At 66.0% G+C, this 16,811-nt stretch carries 17 protein-coding genes; 2 read left to right on the top strand and 15 right to left on the bottom strand.

The features are described 5' to 3' along the window. Positions 1-25 precede the first annotated feature (25 nt). Complete coding sequence (locus tag ASE90_RS12625; RefSeq protein ID WP_056002264.1) at positions 26-1,318, top strand: homoserine dehydrogenase; 1,293 nt, start codon at positions 26-28, stop codon at positions 1,316-1,318. 383 nt (positions 1,319-1,701) lie between these two features. On the opposite strand, the gene ASE90_RS12630 is transcribed toward ASE90_RS12625, so the two are convergent. The 14 genes from ASE90_RS12630 to ASE90_RS12695 all read right to left on the bottom strand — a co-directional run bounded on the left by ASE90_RS12630 (position 1,702) and on the right by ASE90_RS12695 (position 14,798). Further along, positions 1,702-2,100: a hypothetical protein gene (locus ASE90_RS12630; RefSeq protein ID WP_056001141.1), complete on the bottom strand. Its 399-nt coding sequence runs from the start codon at positions 2,098-2,100 to the stop codon at positions 1,702-1,704. A 35-nt stretch (positions 2,101-2,135) separates the two neighbouring features. Beyond that, on the bottom strand, positions 2,136-2,675 hold the full coding sequence (locus tag ASE90_RS12635) for a demethoxyubiquinone hydroxylase family protein (RefSeq protein WP_056001144.1): 540 nt from the start codon (positions 2,673-2,675) through the stop codon (positions 2,136-2,138). Then, positions 2,672-3,151 carry a disulfide bond formation protein B gene (locus ASE90_RS12640; RefSeq protein WP_056001147.1) on the bottom strand — a complete coding sequence of 160 codons (480 nt, stop codon included), beginning with the start codon at positions 3,149-3,151 and terminating at the stop codon, positions 2,672-2,674. Before ASE90_RS12640 ends, ASE90_RS12635 begins: the two co-directional genes overlap by 4 nt. Before the next feature lie 4 nt (positions 3,152-3,155). Beyond that, entirely contained in the window at positions 3,156-4,502 is a 1,347-nt protein-coding gene (locus ASE90_RS12645) for a S41 family peptidase (RefSeq protein ID WP_056001151.1), read from the bottom strand. A 135-nt stretch (positions 4,503-4,637) separates the two neighbouring features. After that, positions 4,638-5,789, bottom strand: a complete 1,152-nt coding sequence (locus tag ASE90_RS12650; protein ID WP_082449785.1) for a murein hydrolase activator EnvC family protein — start codon at positions 5,787-5,789, stop codon at positions 4,638-4,640. Next, a complete protein-coding gene (locus ASE90_RS12655; RefSeq protein ID WP_056001154.1) occupies positions 5,786-6,208 on the bottom strand; it encodes a 23S rRNA (pseudouridine(1915)-N(3))-methyltransferase RlmH in 423 nt (140 codons plus the stop codon). Before ASE90_RS12655 ends, ASE90_RS12650 begins: the two co-directional genes overlap by 4 nt. Positions 6,209-6,220: 12 nt before the next feature. After that, positions 6,221-6,574, bottom strand: coding sequence for a ribosome silencing factor (rsfS, locus tag ASE90_RS12660; protein WP_056001157.1), 354 nt, complete (start codon positions 6,572-6,574; stop codon positions 6,221-6,223). Between the two features lie 35 nt (positions 6,575-6,609). Next, the gene (locus ASE90_RS12665; RefSeq protein ID WP_056001159.1) at positions 6,610-7,233 is read right to left on the bottom strand and encodes a nicotinate-nucleotide adenylyltransferase; all 624 of its coding nucleotides are present in this window, start codon (positions 7,231-7,233) and stop codon (positions 6,610-6,612) included. After that, entirely contained in the window at positions 7,230-7,529 is a 300-nt protein-coding gene (locus ASE90_RS12670) for a type II toxin-antitoxin system RelE/ParE family toxin (RefSeq protein WP_056001162.1), read from the bottom strand. The genes ASE90_RS12665 and ASE90_RS12670 overlap by 4 nt, the downstream gene beginning before the upstream one ends. After that, positions 7,517-7,777 (bottom strand): hypothetical protein, encoded by a 261-nt coding sequence (locus ASE90_RS12675; RefSeq protein WP_056001165.1) that lies wholly within the window; start codon positions 7,775-7,777, stop codon positions 7,517-7,519. The genes ASE90_RS12670 and ASE90_RS12675 overlap by 13 nt, the downstream gene beginning before the upstream one ends. 31 nt (positions 7,778-7,808) lie before the next feature. Beyond that, a complete protein-coding gene (locus ASE90_RS12680) occupies positions 7,809-9,080 on the bottom strand; it encodes a glutamate-5-semialdehyde dehydrogenase (RefSeq protein WP_056002270.1) in 1,272 nt (423 codons plus the stop codon). A gap of 110 nt (positions 9,081-9,190) precedes the next feature. Next, on the bottom strand, positions 9,191-12,379 hold the full coding sequence (locus ASE90_RS12685) for a TonB-dependent receptor domain-containing protein (protein ID WP_056001168.1): 3,189 nt from the start codon (positions 12,377-12,379) through the stop codon (positions 9,191-9,193). Positions 12,380-12,606: 227 nt separating this feature from the next. Further along, a complete protein-coding gene (locus ASE90_RS12690) occupies positions 12,607-13,779 on the bottom strand; it encodes an acetyl-CoA C-acetyltransferase (RefSeq protein WP_056001171.1) in 1,173 nt (390 codons plus the stop codon). 29 nt (positions 13,780-13,808) lie between these two features. After that, positions 13,809-14,798, bottom strand: a complete 990-nt coding sequence (locus ASE90_RS12695; RefSeq protein ID WP_056001174.1) for an alpha/beta fold hydrolase — start codon at positions 14,796-14,798, stop codon at positions 13,809-13,811. A gap of 91 nt (positions 14,799-14,889) precedes the next feature. Here ASE90_RS12695 and phaR point away from each other — a divergent pair, with 91 nt between their 5' ends. Continuing rightward, a complete protein-coding gene (gene phaR, locus ASE90_RS12700) occupies positions 14,890-15,462 on the top strand; it encodes a polyhydroxyalkanoate synthesis repressor PhaR (RefSeq protein WP_056001177.1) in 573 nt (190 codons plus the stop codon). 524 nt (positions 15,463-15,986) lie between these two features. Here phaR and ASE90_RS12705 read toward each other — a convergent pair. Further along, the gene (locus ASE90_RS12705; RefSeq protein WP_056001180.1) at positions 15,987-16,787 is read right to left on the bottom strand and encodes a class I SAM-dependent methyltransferase; all 801 of its coding nucleotides are present in this window, start codon (positions 16,785-16,787) and stop codon (positions 15,987-15,989) included. Positions 16,788-16,811 lie beyond the last annotated feature (24 nt).

Below are 16,811 nucleotides of genomic sequence, written 5' to 3' on the forward strand. Positions count from 1 at the left end.
TATGTCGCAACGAACCGAGGATATCATGACCGAACCGCTCCGCGTCGCCATTGCCGGCCTTGGAACCGTGGGTGCGGGCGTGATTCGGTTGATCGAAACCAACGGCGCGCTGATCGCACGCCGGGCCGGTCGCCCGATCGAGGTCGTCGCGGTATCGGCGCGGGACCGCAGCCGCGATCGTGGCGTCGACCTGTCGCGCTACCAATGGGTCGACGACACCGCCGCGCTGGTGCAGGCGGGCGATGCCGATGTCGTGGTCGAACTGATCGGCGGATCGGATGGCCCTGCGCTGACGCTGGCGCGCGGCGCGTTGGCGGCGGGCAAGAGCTTCGTCACCGCCAACAAGGCGATGATCGCGCATCACGGCCTCGAACTGGCGAAGGCCGCCGAGGGCAAGGGCGTCGCGCTGAAGTTCGAGGCGGCGGTCGCGGGCGGCGTGCCGGTCGTCAAGGGCCTGCGCGAAGGGGCGGCTGCCAACGAGATTTCGCAGGTCTTCGGCATCCTCAACGGTACCTGCAACTTCATCCTGTCGAAGATGGAGGCCGAGGGGCGCGATTTCGCCGAGGTGCTGGCCGAGGCGCAGGCGCTGGGCTTTGCCGAAGCCGACCCGAGCTTCGACATCGACGGCGTCGATGCCGCGCACAAGCTGTCGATCCTCGCCAGCCTCGCCTTCAACACCCAGCCGGCGTTCGATGCGGTGGCGGTCACCGGCATCCGCCACGTGCTGGCCGCCGATATCGCCGAAGCGGCGGCGCTCGGCTATCGCATCCGGCTGGTCGGGGTGGGGGAAGCGGGGCCGCGCGGGCTGTTCCAGCGGGTCCATCCGCACCTCGTGCCGCTCGACCACCCGCTGGCGCATGTTACCGGGTCGCTGAATGCCGTGGTCGCCGAGGGTAATTTCGTCGGGCGGCTGTTCTTTCAGGGGCGCGGTGCCGGCGATGGTCCGACGGCCAGCGCGGTGGTCGCCGACCTGATCGACATCGCCCGTGGCGAATTCGGCCCGCCCTATGCAATGCCGGTCGCCGACCTGACCCCGGCGGCCCCCGAACCGACCGGCGACCGTCGCGGCCGCGCCTATCTGCGGTTGCAGGTCACCGACAAGGTCGGCGTCCTCGCCGAAATCGCCGCGGCGATGCGCGATGCCGGCGTGTCGATCGAAAGCCTGATCCAGCGCGGCGCGAATGCCGATGGCAGCGTGCTGGTGGCGATCGTCACGCATGAAGGGCCGGAGCGCAGCGTCGCGCAGGCGCTGGAGAAGCTGGAAAGCTCGACCAGCGTGCTTGGCCGACCGATGTGGATGCACGTGCTGGGCGCGTGAGCGTCGCGCCGTAGCATTCTGTCGCGATTGTCGCGGGTACCGGACTGCCGCCTGAACCTGCCTATCGGCGCAACGCGCCACAGGCGGGGGCAAGGGCCACGGACGCAGGCGATAGCTAACCGGCTCTGGCCCTTCCTACGCGGGGGTGCGGCCGATGCCGGGTTTACAGTCCGATGACTTCAGACCCGTCCGCTTGTCCTGAATAGCTGTTGAGCTTGTCGAAACAGCGTATCAAAGGACGGTCGGTGGCCAAGTGCTTCGATACGGGTCTTCGACAAGCTCAGCCCCTACTCAGCACGAACGGGCAGGACCCATGTCATCGCGCTATATCGCGCTGCAGTCCCGGTAAAGCCCCGAAATAGCTACCGGTCAGCGGACCGCCGTCACGGCAGCGGGACGTTCGCCTCGGCATCGCGCCGTGCGCGACGTTCCGCCCGCGCGGCATTGGCGCGCTGGACGAAGCATCCGGTCTGCCCGCCGACACCGGCGGTCGAACAGCTGCCGATTCCGCTTGCGCCCGCGTTCAGATTGTCCTCGACCCGGGTGGCCCAGCTTTCGCCGTCGCGGGTCGGTTCGCCGTCGCGCAGTTCCTTGGGAATGCGGAACCGTTCCTGTTCGCCACGGCGAACGCAGACCACGATCTCCTCACCATCGGCGTTGGTCGGGCATTTGTCATTGCCATAGATCACGAGCGTACCGTTGCGGACCTGCGCATTGGCGGGCACCGCCGGCATGGCAAAGGCGACGATCGCGGCGGCACCGGCCAGAAACATGCGGGTCATCACAAAATCCTCCTGTCGGGGTAACGCCCTGACGATCAAATGCGTTTCGAAACTTCGATGGCGATGCGGCAGCCCGCGCGGATCGCCGCCGACAGCAGGGGATAAGCGGGCGCGCGTTCGGCACCGTGTGCCAGCGCCGCTTCCTTATGCTCCAGCTCCTCGGCCTGGAATTTACGGATCGCGGCCCCGAGTTCGGGATCGTCGTCGCCCAGTTCGGTGAGCTGATCCTCATAATGCTTGTCGATCTCGGTCTCGACGGCGGCGGTGCACGCCATCGCCGCCTCCGGCCCGAGCGCCGCCGTCGCCGCCCCCAGCGCAAAACCGGCAACGTCCCAGATCGGCTGGATGATCGTCGGCCGCACGCCACGTTCGGCGATCAGCGCGTCGAAATAGGCGCGGTGCTCGGCCTCCTGCAACGCCATGCCCTGGATCGCCGCCGCCATCGGGCTGCGGTCGCCCATCACCGCCAACTGTCCGGCATAGATGCGCGTCGCGCCATATTCGCCCGCTTGATCGACGCGAATCATGGATCGGACACCGCCGGGCCGGGGATCGCCGGGTCGCCACTTGCTCATGTCCGCCTCCGTGTCGCCAGCATCAGCACCACCAACGCACCGGTGATCGAAAAGATCGCGTTGAACCCGGCCAGCGAGATGCCGAGGACCGACCATTGCGGCACGTCGCAGCGCACCACCGGTTGCCGCACGATCGCCGCCAGCAGATCGCCGCCGGTCGCATGCAGCGTGTTCGCGCAGGCGGTGACGCCCTGCCACCAATGATATTCGACGCCGGCGTGGAACACGCCGATCAGCCCGCTGGTCAGAATACCGAGCGCGGCAAGGATTACCAGCAGCCGTTTCGCCGAGGTACGCGGCGCGAAGAACGACAGCGCCGCCAGTATGATCGCCGCATAATGCGGCCAGCGCTGCCAATGGCACATCTCGCACGGATACAGCCCGCCCAGATATTGCGAGCCGAGCGCCCCCGCGATCAGCGTGAGCGGCAACAGCAGCGCGATCCAGCGCGCGAGCGGCAGGTCGTTGGCGCGCATCGCTTCAGCGCTTGCCCGGTTTCGGCGCAGCAGCGGCCATCCGCGTCGTCGGACCGACCCGACCCATCGTTTGCAGCGCATAATAGAGCTGGAAATCGTCGACGCCGCGCTTCTTGAGCGATTCGGCGGTTTCGGCGAAGCGCGGATCGTCCTTCGTATCCTCGGTCAGCGTCTTGTCGTCGATGCCGGCTTCGTTGACCAGATGCCGGCGCAGATCGGCTTCGCGGTACACCGGACGGCTCTTGTAATCGGGGTCCGAAATCTGCGGTACCTTCAGGTCGGGGTCGATACCGCCTTCCTGTACCGATCGACCCGATGGCGTGTGATAGCGTGCGGTGGTCAGGCGCAGCGCGGTATTCTTCGACAGGTCGAAGATCGACTGGACCGATCCCTTGCCGAAGCTGCGCTCGCCCATCACGATCGCGCGGTGATGGTCCTGCAACGCGCCGGCGACGATTTCCGAAGCGGATGCGGTGCCCGGGTTGGTCAGCACGATGATCGGCAGCCCCTGCGCCAGATCGCCCGGCACCATTTCCTCGGCGAAATAGCGTTCGGTATCCGCCTTGTCGCGGCCACGCTGCGACACGATCTCGCCGCGCGCGAGGAAGGTGTCGGACACCTCGATCGCCTGCGTCAGCAGGCCGCCGCCATTGTCGCGCAGGTCGATGACATAGCCCTTGGGCTTGTGGCCCAGCGCCTTGTCGATCCCGGCGATCGCGGCGCGGGTATCGGCCCCGGTCGTCTCGCTGAAGGTGTTGATGTTGATGACGCCGATGCCGTCCTTCACTTCCCACTTCACCGGCTTCTGCACGATCGTGCTGCGCACCAGCGTCAGTTCGATCGGCTTGTCGCGGCCGGGGCGGACGATGGTCAGCGATACCTTCGACCCCGTCGGCCCGCGCATCTGCGCGACCGCTTCGTCCAATGTTCCGCCGACGATCAGCTTGCCGTCGACATGGGTGATATAGTCGCCCGACTTGATGCCCGCGCGCTCCGCCGGCGTATCCTCGGTCGGGGTGATGACCTTGACCGCGCCATCCTCCATCGTGACCGACAGGCCGAGGCCCGAATAATTGCCGCTGGTGGCGATGCGGAGATTTTCGAAATCCTTGGCGTCGAGATAGCTGGAATGCGGGTCGAGCGCGGCCAGCATGCCGCGCATCGCCCCTTCCATCAGCGTCTTGTCGTCGACCTTGTCGACGTAGCTCGCCTTCACCCGGTTATAGACGTCCATGAAATTATCGAGTTCGCGAAAGCTGCCGGCATCGGCCTGCGCCATCGCGCCGGTCGCGACGGGGACCAGCGCCAGTGCGCCGACGATCGCGGTAGCCTGAAGAAACGGACGGGACATACGCATATACGCTTGATGCTTTCGACTGCGGTACGGAAGCCACACTAGCTGGAAATCGTCCGGCGATCAAAGCGGCGATGGCCTGAACCGGAGATGGACGACGCGGGGGCGGATGCAAGCGGTTTTCCGCCCTCGCTACAGCATCGCGGCCAGATCGACGGGCACGCCGTGGCGGCGCAGTTCGACCGTCACCGGCGACTCCCCGCCCGGCGCGCGCCCGATCACCGTTCCCGCGCGCACCTGCGCGCCGACCGGACCGGCACTGGCGGCAAGGCCGGTGATCGCCGTCGTCCAGCCGCCGCCATGGTCGAGGATGATAACCCGGCGATAGCCGCGAAACCGCTTGCTGAACGCGATGGTGCCAGCCGCCGGCGCAACGACGACAGCCCCCGGTGGAACGGTCAGCGTGACGCCACGCGCACGCACCCCGCTGTCGCTGATTTCGCCGAACCCGGCGGCGACGATCCCCGCGACCGGCAGGCGATAGGCAGGCGGGGGCAGCGGGGATGCGCCCGTTTCAGGGCGCGGCAGCGGCCCCGGCAACGCGGCCAGCGCGGCGCGGGTATCGCTGACCTCGCCCAGTTCCTCCAGCGAATCGACGATATCGCGCGCCTGTTCGCCCAGCGCAATCGCCCGGTCCGATTCGACCAGCGCCCCGCGCGCCAGCACCCGCGAGCGCAGCCGTTGTGCCGCCTCTGCCTGGACCAGCGCCAGCCGTTCGCTTTCCAGTCGCGCGTTGCTCGCCGCCAGCGCGGTCAGCGCCGTACCCGCCTGCGAGCGCAGCCGCGCGGCATCGGCGATGGCGGTGCGGACCGCGGCGGTACGCTGCTGCATCGCCGGCACCACGGTGCCGAGCACCGCACGAACATGGACCAGATCGTCGGTCGACCCCGGCTGCGCGACGGCCAGCCATGCGGGACGACTGGCCAGCGACTGCAACGCCCCGACCAGCCGCGCGACCGGAGCCTGCCGGGCGGCCAGTTCGCTACGCCGCCGGGCGAGCAGTTCCCCGATCAGGGCAACGCGCGCCTGCGCCGCCCGGCGATCCGCTTCGGCAGCAGTGATGCGCGCGGCGAGCGCGGCCTGCGCGGCACGACTGCGTTCGGCCCCGGCGCTGGCGGCACGGGCGGCACGGTCGAGCTGTTGCGATCGGACGCTGGCTGCCGCCGCCGCCCGGCGCGCGCTTTCCAGCCGCTCGCGCCCGCTGGCGACCGGGTCATCCTGCGCCCACGCCGCCGCGCCCGCCAGCGCGGCCAGCCCGGCGATCAGGGCGAAGGCGCGCCTCATCCTTCGCGGTGATACGGGTGGCCGGCGAGGATGCTGGTCGCGCGCCACAATTGTTCGGCCAGCATCGCCCGTGCCATCAGATGCGGCCATGTCGCCCGGCCGAACGCCAGCAACAGATCGGCCTGTGCCCGCTGCGCATCGTCGAAGCCATCGGCGGCACCCAGCAGGAACCGGGTTTCGCGCACGCCATCGTCGCGCCAGCGGCCAAGCTGCGTCGCGAACGCCAGCGACGGCAGGTCGCGGCCCTTTTCATCCAGCATCACGATGCGCGTGCCCGGATCGACCGGCGGGATCTTGCCGCCGGTATCGGGCAGTTCGGTGATCCGGGTCGGCCAGCCGACGCGCTTGAGATAGCGGTCGATCAGTTCGGCTTCGGGACCACGCCCGATCCGCCCGCGCGCGACGATATGCAGCAGCACGGGCGGACGGCGTTATGCGTGCGCGGTCGGGTTCAGCGTGTCGCCGAACGCCCACATCCGCTCCAGATTGTAGAAGGTGCGGACTTCGGGGCGGAACAGGTGGACGATCACGTCGCCGGTGTCGATCAGCACCCAGTCGGCGGTCGGCAGCCCTTCGATGCGCGACGGGCGGCCGAACTCGGCCTTGACCCGTTCGGCCAGCTTGGTCGCCATCGATGCCACCTGCCGGCTGGACCGGCCGCTGGCGATGACCATGTAATCGGCGATGCTCGACTTGCCGGCGAGCGGGATCGACACCGTTTCGACCGCCTGGTCGTCGTCGAGGCTGGCGAGCACCAGGCGGTGCAGCGCTTCGGTCTCGCGCATGGCGTCAGTCGGGTCGGAAGAAGTCGGCAAGGGGGTCAGCTTTCAGGGGCCTGTGCACCGGACCGGACGGGCGGAATTGCCCGACGGTGCCAAGCGGGATCGGCGGCGCGGATCGCGGTCGCCGAAGTCGGATCGGGGCGGAAGCGTAAACGGACCAGCGCCGGCAAACTCCACATCGTCCATCGTCTCGCCTGGCCTGCGGGCCGCGCATGGCGCCGCAACCAGCCCATCGCAGGACTAGCGAGGGCGCGACCATCATAGCCCGGACGCGCGACGACCGCAATCGCCACCGTCCGCGCAATTCCGCGCCAGTCGCGCCAACGATGAAACTCCGCCAGATTGTCCGCACCCATCAGCCAGATGAAGCGATGCTGCGGGTACAGCCGCACCAGTCTCCGTAAGGTATCGACGGTATAGCGGGTGCCTAGCCGGCGTTCGATCGCGGTTGGCCGGATCGGCGCATGGCGTGCCACTCGCTTGGCCGACGCCAGCCGCGCGGCAAGCGGGGCCATGCCGGCGGCAGGCTTCAACGGGTTGCCGGGCGATACCAGCCACCACACCTCGTCCAGCGCCAGTGCGCGTCTGGCGGCGAGCGACACCCGGCGGTGGCCGTTGTGCGCGGGATTGAACGATCCGCCGAGCAGGCCGATGCGGCTCATGCCAGCGAAGACCGGTCGTCGCGCCAGTTCCGACGTTCGTGCAAGACGCGGAGGATCGCTACATCGTCCTGCTCGAGCGTGTAGAGCAGGATATAAGCGGTGCGGGCAACCCGCCAGACCCGGACGCCCTGGGCGATCGATCGACCGATGCCAGGGTAATCTCGCACCCGATCAGCCGCTGCACGAAGGTAACCCAGGATGCGCACCGCCGACAGGGCGGCATCCTGCTCGATCAGATAGGCATCGAGATCGGCCAGATCGCGAAGGGCCGACGCGGTCCAGATCAGTCCTGGCATCGTGCGCGATGGCGAGCGATCATCGCATCCAATTCCCGCATCACCACGTCATGGGGGATCGTTCGGCCGTGCTGCAAGTCGTCCAGTCCAGTCTGCGCGGCATCCAGAAGGCGTTCTTCGGACAGGGCAGCTTCATGCAATAGAGCCGCAGCGACATCGCCGATCGATTGACCGCGAGCCGTCGCCAATCGTTGCACGATGGCGGCGGTTTCGATGTCGATCGACGCAGTCAGCGAGGTCTTTTCCATCACCGCAACCTATGCCGCGTCAGCCCCGCCATCAAGGCCGGGTTTGACCGGTCCCGCGCACGATCCACTTGTACGTCGTAAGCCCCTCCAGCGCGACCGGGCCGCGCGCGTGCAGCCGGCCGGTGGCGATGCCGATCTCCGCGCCCAGCCCGAATTCGCCGCCATCGGCGAACTGGGTGGAGGCGTTCCACATCACGATTGCCGAATCGACCCGCGCGAGGAAATGGTCGGCGGTCGGTTCGTCGGCGGTGATGATCGCGTCGGTATGGTGCGATCCATGCGCCGAGATATGCGCGATCGCCGCGTCGACGCCGTCGACCAGCTTCACCGACAGGATCGCATCGAGATATTCGGTGTCCCAGTCGTCGTCATTCGCCTCGAGGATCGCGGGGTGCAGCGCCCGCACCTCCGCATCGCCGCGCAATTCGCAGCTGGCGTCGAGCAACCCGGTCAGAATCGGCAGCGGATCGGTATAGCCCCGGTCGATCAGCAGGGTCTCGGTCGCGCCGCACACGCCGGTGCGACGCAGCTTGGCATTGACGACGATGTCCCGGGCCATTGTCGGATCGGCGGCGCGATCGACATAGCTGTGGTTCAGCCCGTCGAGATGCGCCAGCACCGGCACCCGCGCCTCCGCCTGCACCCGCGCGACGAGGCTCTTGCCCCCGCGCGGAATGATGAGGTCGATAAGCCCCTCGGCGGCCAGCATCGCCCCGACCGCCGCCCGGTCGGTCGTCTGGATCAGTTGCACCGCACCTTCGGGCAATCCGCCGGCCACCAGCCCGCGCACCATCGCCGTATGGATCGCGCGGTTGCTATGGATCGCCTCGCTGCCGCCGCGCAGGATCGCGGCGTTGCCCGCCATCACCGCCAGCGCCCCGGCATCGGCAGTCACATTGGGGCGGCTTTCATAGATGATCCCGATCACGCCGATCGGCACGCGAACGCGGGTGAGGACGAGGCCGTTGGGACGTTCGGAGCGGTCGATGACGTCGCCGACCGGATCGGGCAAGGCCGCCACTGCCTCGACACCCGCGGCCGTGGCTTCGAGTCGGGCGGGGTCGAGTCGCAACCGGTCGAGCATCGCCCCCGACAGGCCGTTGGCTTCGGCCGCGGAGATGTCCTGTGCGTTGGCGGCTAGGATCGCGGCGGCGTCTTTGCGGATCGCGGCTGCGGCGTGACGGAGACCCGTCGATTTGACCGCGGTCGGCGTGGTCGCCAGCGCATGTGCGGCGGTCCGGGCGGTTCGCCCTAGGGTGGCCATGTCGGTGACCGGATTGGTATATGTCTCGGCGGCTGACATCGAAGATCCCTTCATGATCCTGCGATGGCGCATCGCCCAATATGGCAACGTCGTCCATAAAAAAGGGGCCGCTATACACGCGGCCCCTCGATAGTCGCTGGCAGGCTCGATCAGAATTTCGTTTCGAACCCGACATACATGTAGCGACCGGTATTGGTCCACAAGCTGCCGGCTTCGGTACCCTGTTGGCCGAGCGGCGGCAGTGTATCGGTGATGTTGTCGATACCCCCGTACAGCCGGAAACGATCGTTCACCACTGCGCCGATGCGCAGGTTGTGATAAAAGATTTCCGGATAATAGACGAACGGGAACGAGTCCGGATTTTGCGCCGGACGCCCGTCGAACACGTTCTGCGTTTCATAGGCCCCGATCGTTTGCTTTCCGACGTATTGCAGCTGGTAATTCAGGTCGAACACGCCGAAATCGAAATTCGTCTGCAAATTGGCGCGCCATTGCGGATCGCCCACCTGGCTTAACTGCCGCGTGCGGAACGTCGGATCGGCAATGTCCGTAAAGTTGTTCCGCTTGATGACGTAGGTGACCAGCGCACGCAGCGTCATCCGCGTATCACCACCGAGGCTGGTATTATACGCAATGTCGGCGTCGACGCCCGATGCTTCGAGCTTCGCATAGTTGAACGGTTGCGAGAAGAACGACGGGCCGTCGAGCGGCAGCGATACGACGCCGCCGGCATGGGTCACGTTCTGCTGTCCGGCCAACGTACCGTCCGGTCGGCGAAAGACCACGGCGCAGAACTCGTTGTCGACACCGCTGGGATTGTCGTAGCACTGGTTGATGATGGTCTGGCCCGCCAGCGAATTGATCGCGTCCTTGATGCGGATATTGTAATAATCAAACGAGGCGGAGAAGCCCGGCAGCACCCGCGGCTGGAACACGGCACCGACGGTGAAGCTGTTCGAACGCTCTTCGCGCAGGGCGGGATTGCCCCGGTTAAAACCTGAAATTCCCGACGTCGGAACGTTGGTGAACGGTTCGGTCGTGCCGTTGAACGTCTGGGTCAGAGGCACACCGGCCGCGGCACAATTCCGTTCGCGGTTCGGGTTGTTGTTGATGTTCTGACGTCCGCACGGGTCGGAGAAGCCGTTGGCGAAAGTCTGCACATTGGCGGTGAACAGGTCGCTGAGCGTCGGCGCCCGCACCGAACTGCCATAGCCCGCACGCAGGCGCAGATCGCGGACGGGTGCGAACACGCCGCCCAGATTCCAGGTCCAGGTCCCGCCAATATCGCCGACGCTGTAGTCGGAATAGCGTGCTGCCCCTTCGAGCGAGAGTTCGTGGATGAAGGTTTCGGTCAGCAGCGGCACGCGGACTTCGGCAAACGCCTCCTTCGATACGAACGACGGCGGATCGAAGGTCGGAATGGCGTTCAGGAAGGTCAGGCCCGCAGCGGTCGTCGGGTCGTAGGCGGCATAGGCGCGTTCCTTGCGATATTCACCGCCCACGGCGAACCCGATCGGTCCACCGGGCAGTTCGAACAACTGGCTGAGATTGCCAGAAACATAGGCGGTAGCGTTCAGCTGGTCGGCCCATTCCTCACGAGTCGAGGTATAGCCGAAATAGCTCAGCGCGGCCTGCGAGACATTGCCATTGCCGAACAGGTTGACGGGTACGCAGCTTGCATCGTCATTGGCGGCATTCGTATCCGCATTCACGGCGCAGACGATCTGGCCGGCGGTATTGCGAACGGCGTTGATCGACCGTGCATATTGCGCCTGGAGGACGTTGCCCGCCGTCGAATAGGATGTTTCGACCCGGCCGTAATTCACCGCCAGTTCGTATTTCCAGTCGGTGTTGAACGTGCCCTCGACGCCTCCGACGATCCGATAGGTGTCGCGCTGATGGTCCTCGCCACGCGCGCCGAAGTCGACGTTGAAGCGCTGTGCCGCGAAGGTCGTGGCACCCGGTGCGAGGACCGACGTCAGCTGGTTGCGCGCCTGGGTCGACAGATACGGGTTATTGATGCTGAACGAGTTGTTGTAGAAAGTCGGCTGACCTTCCTGCAACGAATTGATCCGGATCCATTTCGCCTCGACGAACGGACGGAAGGCATCGGCTACGTCGAAATGGGCGAGAAGGTTGGCACCATAGCGTTCGATGCGCGGCTGCAACATGCCGGTCAAACGCAGCGTCGACCCGATACCGCCAACGCAATTCGAGCTTGCGACCGTAAAGCGCAGGTCATTCAGACAGTTATTGGCCTGCAACGAGCCATCGGACAGGAATCCGAAGGCCCGCCCATATTGTGCCAGCGGATTGGCGCTGGTCGGTGCCGGAATGCCGGAACATGCCGCCGTCCGTCGCGCCGCGAACGCTGCTGCGGACTCACCGGTTGCTGCGGCGGTCGGGCAGCCGGCGATGAACATGCCGCCTTCCGAAATATTGCCGTTGCGTACGCCGGTCAGGAACGCCTGATCCGGAATGCCGTTGCCCAGCGCGGATTCCGAACCGCGAAGCTGGCCGGCAGAACTGTTCAGGTTCGGCCCGGTATTCTCGACCGCGTTGAACTGCGAACGTCCGCTATACGCGCCGGTCAGGTCGTCGCGGTCGGTGTTGTACAGCACGTCGGAAAAGGAATATTCGGCGTTGATCGCAATGTTGCCGCGGCCGTCGGCAAAATTCTTGCCGGCAGTGCCGCTCAGGAAATAGGCGCCACGATCGCCACGATCCGAAATGCCGCCCTGTCCGCGCAGACGGACCCCTTCGAAGTCGCGCTTCGTGACAAAGTTGACCACACCGGCAATCGCGTCAGAGCCATAGACGGCCGAGGTGCCGCCGGTGACGGTATCGACCCGGTCGAGCAGGTCGACGGGAATGGTATTGATATCGACCTGAAACGATCCTGGCGTACCCGTGATGTGACGGCGTCCATTTTGCAGGACCAGCGTTCGGGTGGTGCCGAGACGACGCAGATCGAGCAGGCTCAGTCCCGCCGTGCCGATGAACCGCGTCGAGTTGGCCGAACTGTAGGTCGCGCCAAGTGCCGGCAGCGTGTTCAGCGCATCGCCGAGCGATACGTTGCCGTTGTTCGTCAGCTCCTGCAGGCTGACCGAAACGATCGGATTGGCGGAATCGAGATTGGCCGGGCGGACGATGCGCGATCCGGTTACCGTGATGATCTCGCTCTGATTGTCGGCCGTAGCGGTGGCGCATTCGAGCCGATTATCGCCTGGGGCGCAATCGGCGGTGGCCGCGCCATTTTCCGCCTGCGCGAACGCGGCATGGGGAAGAAATGCGACGGTTGCAAGCGCCGTCGCACCGAAAAGACGGTGTATGTTCATGGATATCGCCCCGAATTTGGGCCGGACTGATCCGGCCTTGGCGCTAGAAAATTGATTTTTATCGGGGCTGGCAAGAAGTTGTGAAGCAATCGAAAATTTACGAAGATGAATGTGACATGGATGTCACATATTTTCCATAGTGCTGCGCAGCTCGGGTAGCTTTTTGTCTTAGGGCGCCATCTCCAGATAATTAAGCTGCGCAGAAACACTTCGTTACAACTCCGGAATCACCGCTCGACACACATCGCGATGCCCATGCCACCGCCGATGCACAGCGTCGCCAGCCCCTTTTTCGCGTCGCGGCGCTTCATCTCGTACAGTAGCGTGGTTAGCACGCGGGCGCCTGATGCGCCGATCGGATGGCCGATCGCGATAGCGCCACCGTTCACATTCACCTTGTCGGCGGTCCAGCCCATGTCCTTGCCGACCGCCAGCGCCTGTGCGGCAAAGGCTTCGTTGGCTTCGACCAGATCGAGGTCGTCGACGCTCCAGCCGGCCTTTTCCAGCGCCCGGCGCGAGGCGGGGACCGGGCCGATGCCCATGATCGACGGATCGACGCCGGCGGTCGCCCAGCTCCTGATCGTGGCGAGCGGTTCGAGACCGCGCTTCGCGGCTTCGTCGGCCGACATCACGACCAGCGCGGCAGCACCGTCGTTCAGGCCCGACGCGTTGGCGGCGGTCACCGAACCGTCCTTCTTGAACGCCGGACGCAGGCCCGACACGCCGTCGATGGTCGCGCCGGCACGGATATATTCGTCCTGATCGACGACCGTGTCGCCCTTGCGGCCCTTGATCGTCACCGGGACGATCTCGTCGACGAAGCGGCCCTCGCTGCGGGCGGCTTCGGCGCGGTTCTGCGAGCGGACGGCGAATTCGTCCTGCTCGGCGCGGGTCACCTGATATTGCTCGGCAAGGTTTTCGGCAGTGATGCCCATGTGATAGCCGTTGAAGACGTCGGTCAGGCCGTCCTTGATCATGGTGTCGACCATCGTGCCGTCGCCCATCTTGGTGCCGGCGCGCAGCTGTACCGCATGCGCCGACAGCGACATGCTTTCCTGTCCGCCCGCGACCACGATCGTCGCATCGCCGGTCTGGATCGCCTGTGCCGCCAGTGCCACCGCGCGCAGGCCCGACCCGCACACCTGGTTCAGGCTCCATGCCGGCACTTCCTTCGGCACGCCCGCCGCCATCGACGCCTGCCGGGCCGGATTCTGGCCCTGTCCCGCGGTCAGCACCTGGCCGAGGATCACTTCCGATACGTCCGCCGCAGCGACGCCGGCCTGATCCAGCGCGGCGGCGATCGCCTGCCGCCCCAGTTCATGCGCCGGCACCGCGGCAAAAGCGCCGAGGAAGCTCCCGACGGGGGTACGCTTGGCGGCTACGATGACGACGTCGGTCATGGGCAATCCTTCTCCTAAAGGTTCGCGCGCTATCTAGTGCGCGAACCGTCGCATAGCCAGTGCGCAAGCGGTTCCCACAGGACGCTTGGTCCGCGTGATCCGACGATCATGCCGACATGGCCCGCGGGCACGATACGCCGGTCGGGCAGGCCGATCGCGCTGGCGGCGGGAACGATGCGGTCGTCCGCCGCGACGAATTCGACCATCGGCACAGGATGGTCGGCGGAGGCGATGCGATCGGCGACCCGCCAGCGTCCGGTGCCGGGCAGATCGGCATCGAACAGGTCGTCGAACAATTCGCGTCCCGCCGCATAGGGCAGCGGCGCGCCGGCATTGGCCCAATCCTCCAGCGCGATGAACGCCTGCGCCTTGGCCGATGCCGGGTCCAGATCGGCGAAGCCGACATATTTATCGACGGTGCGCCCCGGATCGAGCTGCCAGAACATCGCCTGAAGAAACTCCATCGGGACGAGGCCCATCCGCTCGGCGGTCGGCTGCGCCATGGTCCATTGGTCGGCGACGCCGGCGCGGGTCGCATCGTCGAACCCGGTGAAATGCCACGGCGTCGCGATCAGGGCGATGCCCGCCACCGGCACGAACCCCGCCGTGGCGAGCGCGATCGTCCCGCCAAGGCAATAGCCGACCAGCAACGGCGGTTCGTCCAGCGTCGCGCACAGCCGCGCCACCGCCTGCGCATGACGCCCAAGGTCCATCGCACGATCGTCAGGCGCGGGCGTCCCCCAGTCGACCAGCAACACCCGCAGCCCCTGTCCGGCCAGCCAGCGCAGCAGCGATTTTTCGGGCGACAGGTCGAGGACGAACGGCGGATTGATGAGCGACGGGATCACCACCACCGGTCGTCCCGCACCGCCATAATCGCGTAGAACGATCCGTCCGTCGCGCGCGACCGGTTCGGCCATGGGCGTGCGCGGCAGGCGCGGCGCGTCCTGATAGGCGCGCAGGCCCGTCAGCGCGCGGGCGCGACGGCCGGGATCATCGGCGGTTTCGCTGCGCAACATCGAGAGAAACAACGGTAAAGGCCGTGGTCCGTGTTGCGGCGCGGTATCAACCGGTGTAGCCATAGGAACATCTTTCGCGCAAGGATTTCGCATGAAGAAGGCAGCGGCCGACGGCAGCCCCGTCATCATCAAGAAATACGCCAATCGTCGGCTCTATAATACCGAGACTTCGTCCTACATCACGCTCGAGCATCTGGCAGCGATGACGCGCGAACATCGCGATTTCAAGGTCGTCGATGCGAAGACCGACGACGACATCACCCATAACGTGCTGACGCAGATCATCATGGAGGAGGAGAGCCGGGGACAGACGCTGTTGCCGGTCAGCTTCCTGCGTCAACTCATCACGCTGTACGGCGATTCGATGCAGGCAATGGTGCCGGGGTATCTGGAGGCGTCGATGGACAGCTTCCGCCGGAACCAGGAACAGTTCAAGACCGCGGTCGAAGGTGCCTTCGCCCATTCGCCCTTCGCGGAAATCGCCAAGCGCAACCTCGCCATGTTCGAAGCGGCGGCGCATGCGTTCAAGCCGGGTGCCCCCGGTGCACCCGGGGCTGCGACCCCCGCGACGACCACGACCGAAACGCCGGTCAAGGTCGACGAAATGGCCGCCCTGCGCGCCGAACTCGCGCGGTTGCAGGACAAGGTCGACAAGCTGGGATGATCGGGCGGGGGTGCCGTTCGACTCCCCCATCCATACTGTCAGGTTCGAGCTTGTCGGGAAGCGTCTGTCGAGAACGGCTACCCTGCGAAACCCCGTTCCAAATACGCGCGCGGTAGGTCGCCCGATCGCGGCTCGAACCGAACGGCGCGTTTTGCTTTTGGGGCCGATCGACATTCAGAGATAACCAAGGAACTTCGTCATTCCCGCGCAGGCGGGAATCCATAAACGCCGACGGTTTGGCTCGATCCGCGACGCTGGCGTATAGGGACTCCCGCCTGCGCGGGAGTGACGAACGGGGATGGAAGGCCATTCCTGCACCCAGCGAACTGAAGGTCGATCGGTCCTGGTCCGTTCGTCTGGAGTAGCCGCTTAGCAAAGTCGAAGCGGTGTATCGAAGGACATGCCACCCGTAACCCCATACGCGCTTCCGGGTGTCCCGGTCATTTTCGATCGCCGCTGCTCGAACGGGCTCGATCCCCGCGAACGGCCGGGGGGTGAGCGATACGGCCCCCACCCGATGAATGTTACTTCGGCTTGACGAAGCGCAGCGTCATCCGGTCGCTTTCGCCGATCGCGGAATATTTGGCGCGGTCGACGTCCTTCAACCGATAGGTCGGCGGCAACGTCCACACGCCCTGCGGCCAGTCGGCGGTATCCTTGGGGTTGGCGTTCACGTTCGATGTGCCCGCCAGCCTGAACCCGGCCTTCGTTGCAAAGGCGATGACCGAGCTTTCCTTCATATACCCCGATTTCTCTTCGGCAGCGGCGTCGCGTTGCTCGGGCAGGCGGTGCTCGACCACGCCCAGCACGCCGCCGGGTTTCAGCATCCGGAACATCGCGTTGAACGCTGCCTGCGCCTGATCGGCCCCGCCGAAGCGCCAGTTATGGACGTTGCGGAACGTCAGCACCTTGTCGGCGACGCCGTCGGGCACGCCGGTCTGTCCGGCCCCGGCGGGGAAGGCCATCGCCTGCACCTTGCCGAACGCGGTCGCATCGCGCGCTTGCAGCTTCGCCACCATCTCGGCGGTACGCGGCAAGGGGCCGGCGGCGACATAGCGGCCCTTGTCGCGCAGCATCGGGGCGAGGATTTCGGTGTACCAGCCATTGCCCGGCCAGATCTCGACCACCGTATCGGTCGGCTTCACGCCGGAAAACGCCAGCGTTTCGGCCGGATGGCGATAGCGGTCGCGTGCCGTATTCGCCGGATCGCGCAGCGGCGATGCGACCGCAGCGGCCAGCGGGCCGCGCGGGGCCTGCGCCGGGGCGGGGGTCAGCGCGACCAGCGCGGTACTTAGGACTGGCAGGAACAGGGCGGTTCGACGCATGGGAAAACTCCTGACGGGAGGAAC

This window comes from Sphingomonas sp. Leaf67, assembly GCF_001421965.1.
Taxonomy (GTDB): Bacteria; Pseudomonadota; Alphaproteobacteria; order Sphingomonadales; family Sphingomonadaceae; genus Sphingomonas.

Coding starts and splice junctions, on each gene's coding strand:
- ASE90_RS12625 (WP_056002264.1), top strand. CDS start 26: ATGACCGAACCGCTCCGCGTCGCCATTGCCGGCCTTGGAACCGTGGGT.
- ASE90_RS12630 (WP_056001141.1), bottom strand. CDS start 2,100: ATGACCCGCATGTTTCTGGCCGGTGCCGCCGCGATCGTCGCCTTTGCC.
- ASE90_RS12635 (WP_056001144.1), bottom strand. CDS start 2,675: ATGAGCAAGTGGCGACCCGGCGATCCCCGGCCCGGCGGTGTCCGATCC.
- ASE90_RS12640 (WP_056001147.1), bottom strand. CDS start 3,151: ATGCGCGCCAACGACCTGCCGCTCGCGCGCTGGATCGCGCTGCTGTTG.
- ASE90_RS12645 (WP_056001151.1), bottom strand. CDS start 4,502: ATGTCCCGTCCGTTTCTTCAGGCTACCGCGATCGTCGGCGCACTGGCG.
- ASE90_RS12650 (WP_082449785.1), bottom strand. CDS start 5,789: ATGAGGCGCGCCTTCGCCCTGATCGCCGGGCTGGCCGCGCTGGCGGGC.
- rsfS (WP_056001157.1), bottom strand. CDS start 6,574: ATGCGCGAGACCGAAGCGCTGCACCGCCTGGTGCTCGCCAGCCTCGAC.
- ASE90_RS12665 (WP_056001159.1), bottom strand. CDS start 7,233: ATGAGCCGCATCGGCCTGCTCGGCGGATCGTTCAATCCCGCGCACAAC.
- ASE90_RS12670 (WP_056001162.1), bottom strand. CDS start 7,529: ATGCCAGGACTGATCTGGACCGCGTCGGCCCTTCGCGATCTGGCCGAT.
- ASE90_RS12675 (WP_056001165.1), bottom strand. CDS start 7,777: ATGGAAAAGACCTCGCTGACTGCGTCGATCGACATCGAAACCGCCGCC.
- ASE90_RS12680 (WP_056002270.1), bottom strand. CDS start 9,080: ATGTCAGCCGCCGAGACATATACCAATCCGGTCACCGACATGGCCACC.
- ASE90_RS12685 (WP_056001168.1), bottom strand. CDS start 12,379: ATGAACATACACCGTCTTTTCGGTGCGACGGCGCTTGCAACCGTCGCA.
- ASE90_RS12690 (WP_056001171.1), bottom strand. CDS start 13,779: ATGACCGACGTCGTCATCGTAGCCGCCAAGCGTACCCCCGTCGGGAGC.
- ASE90_RS12695 (WP_056001174.1), bottom strand. CDS start 14,798: ATGTTGCGCAGCGAAACCGCCGATGATCCCGGCCGTCGCGCCCGCGCG.
- phaR (WP_056001177.1), top strand. CDS start 14,890: ATGAAGAAGGCAGCGGCCGACGGCAGCCCCGTCATCATCAAGAAATAC.
- ASE90_RS12705 (WP_056001180.1), bottom strand. CDS start 16,787: ATGCGTCGAACCGCCCTGTTCCTGCCAGTCCTAAGTACCGCGCTGGTC.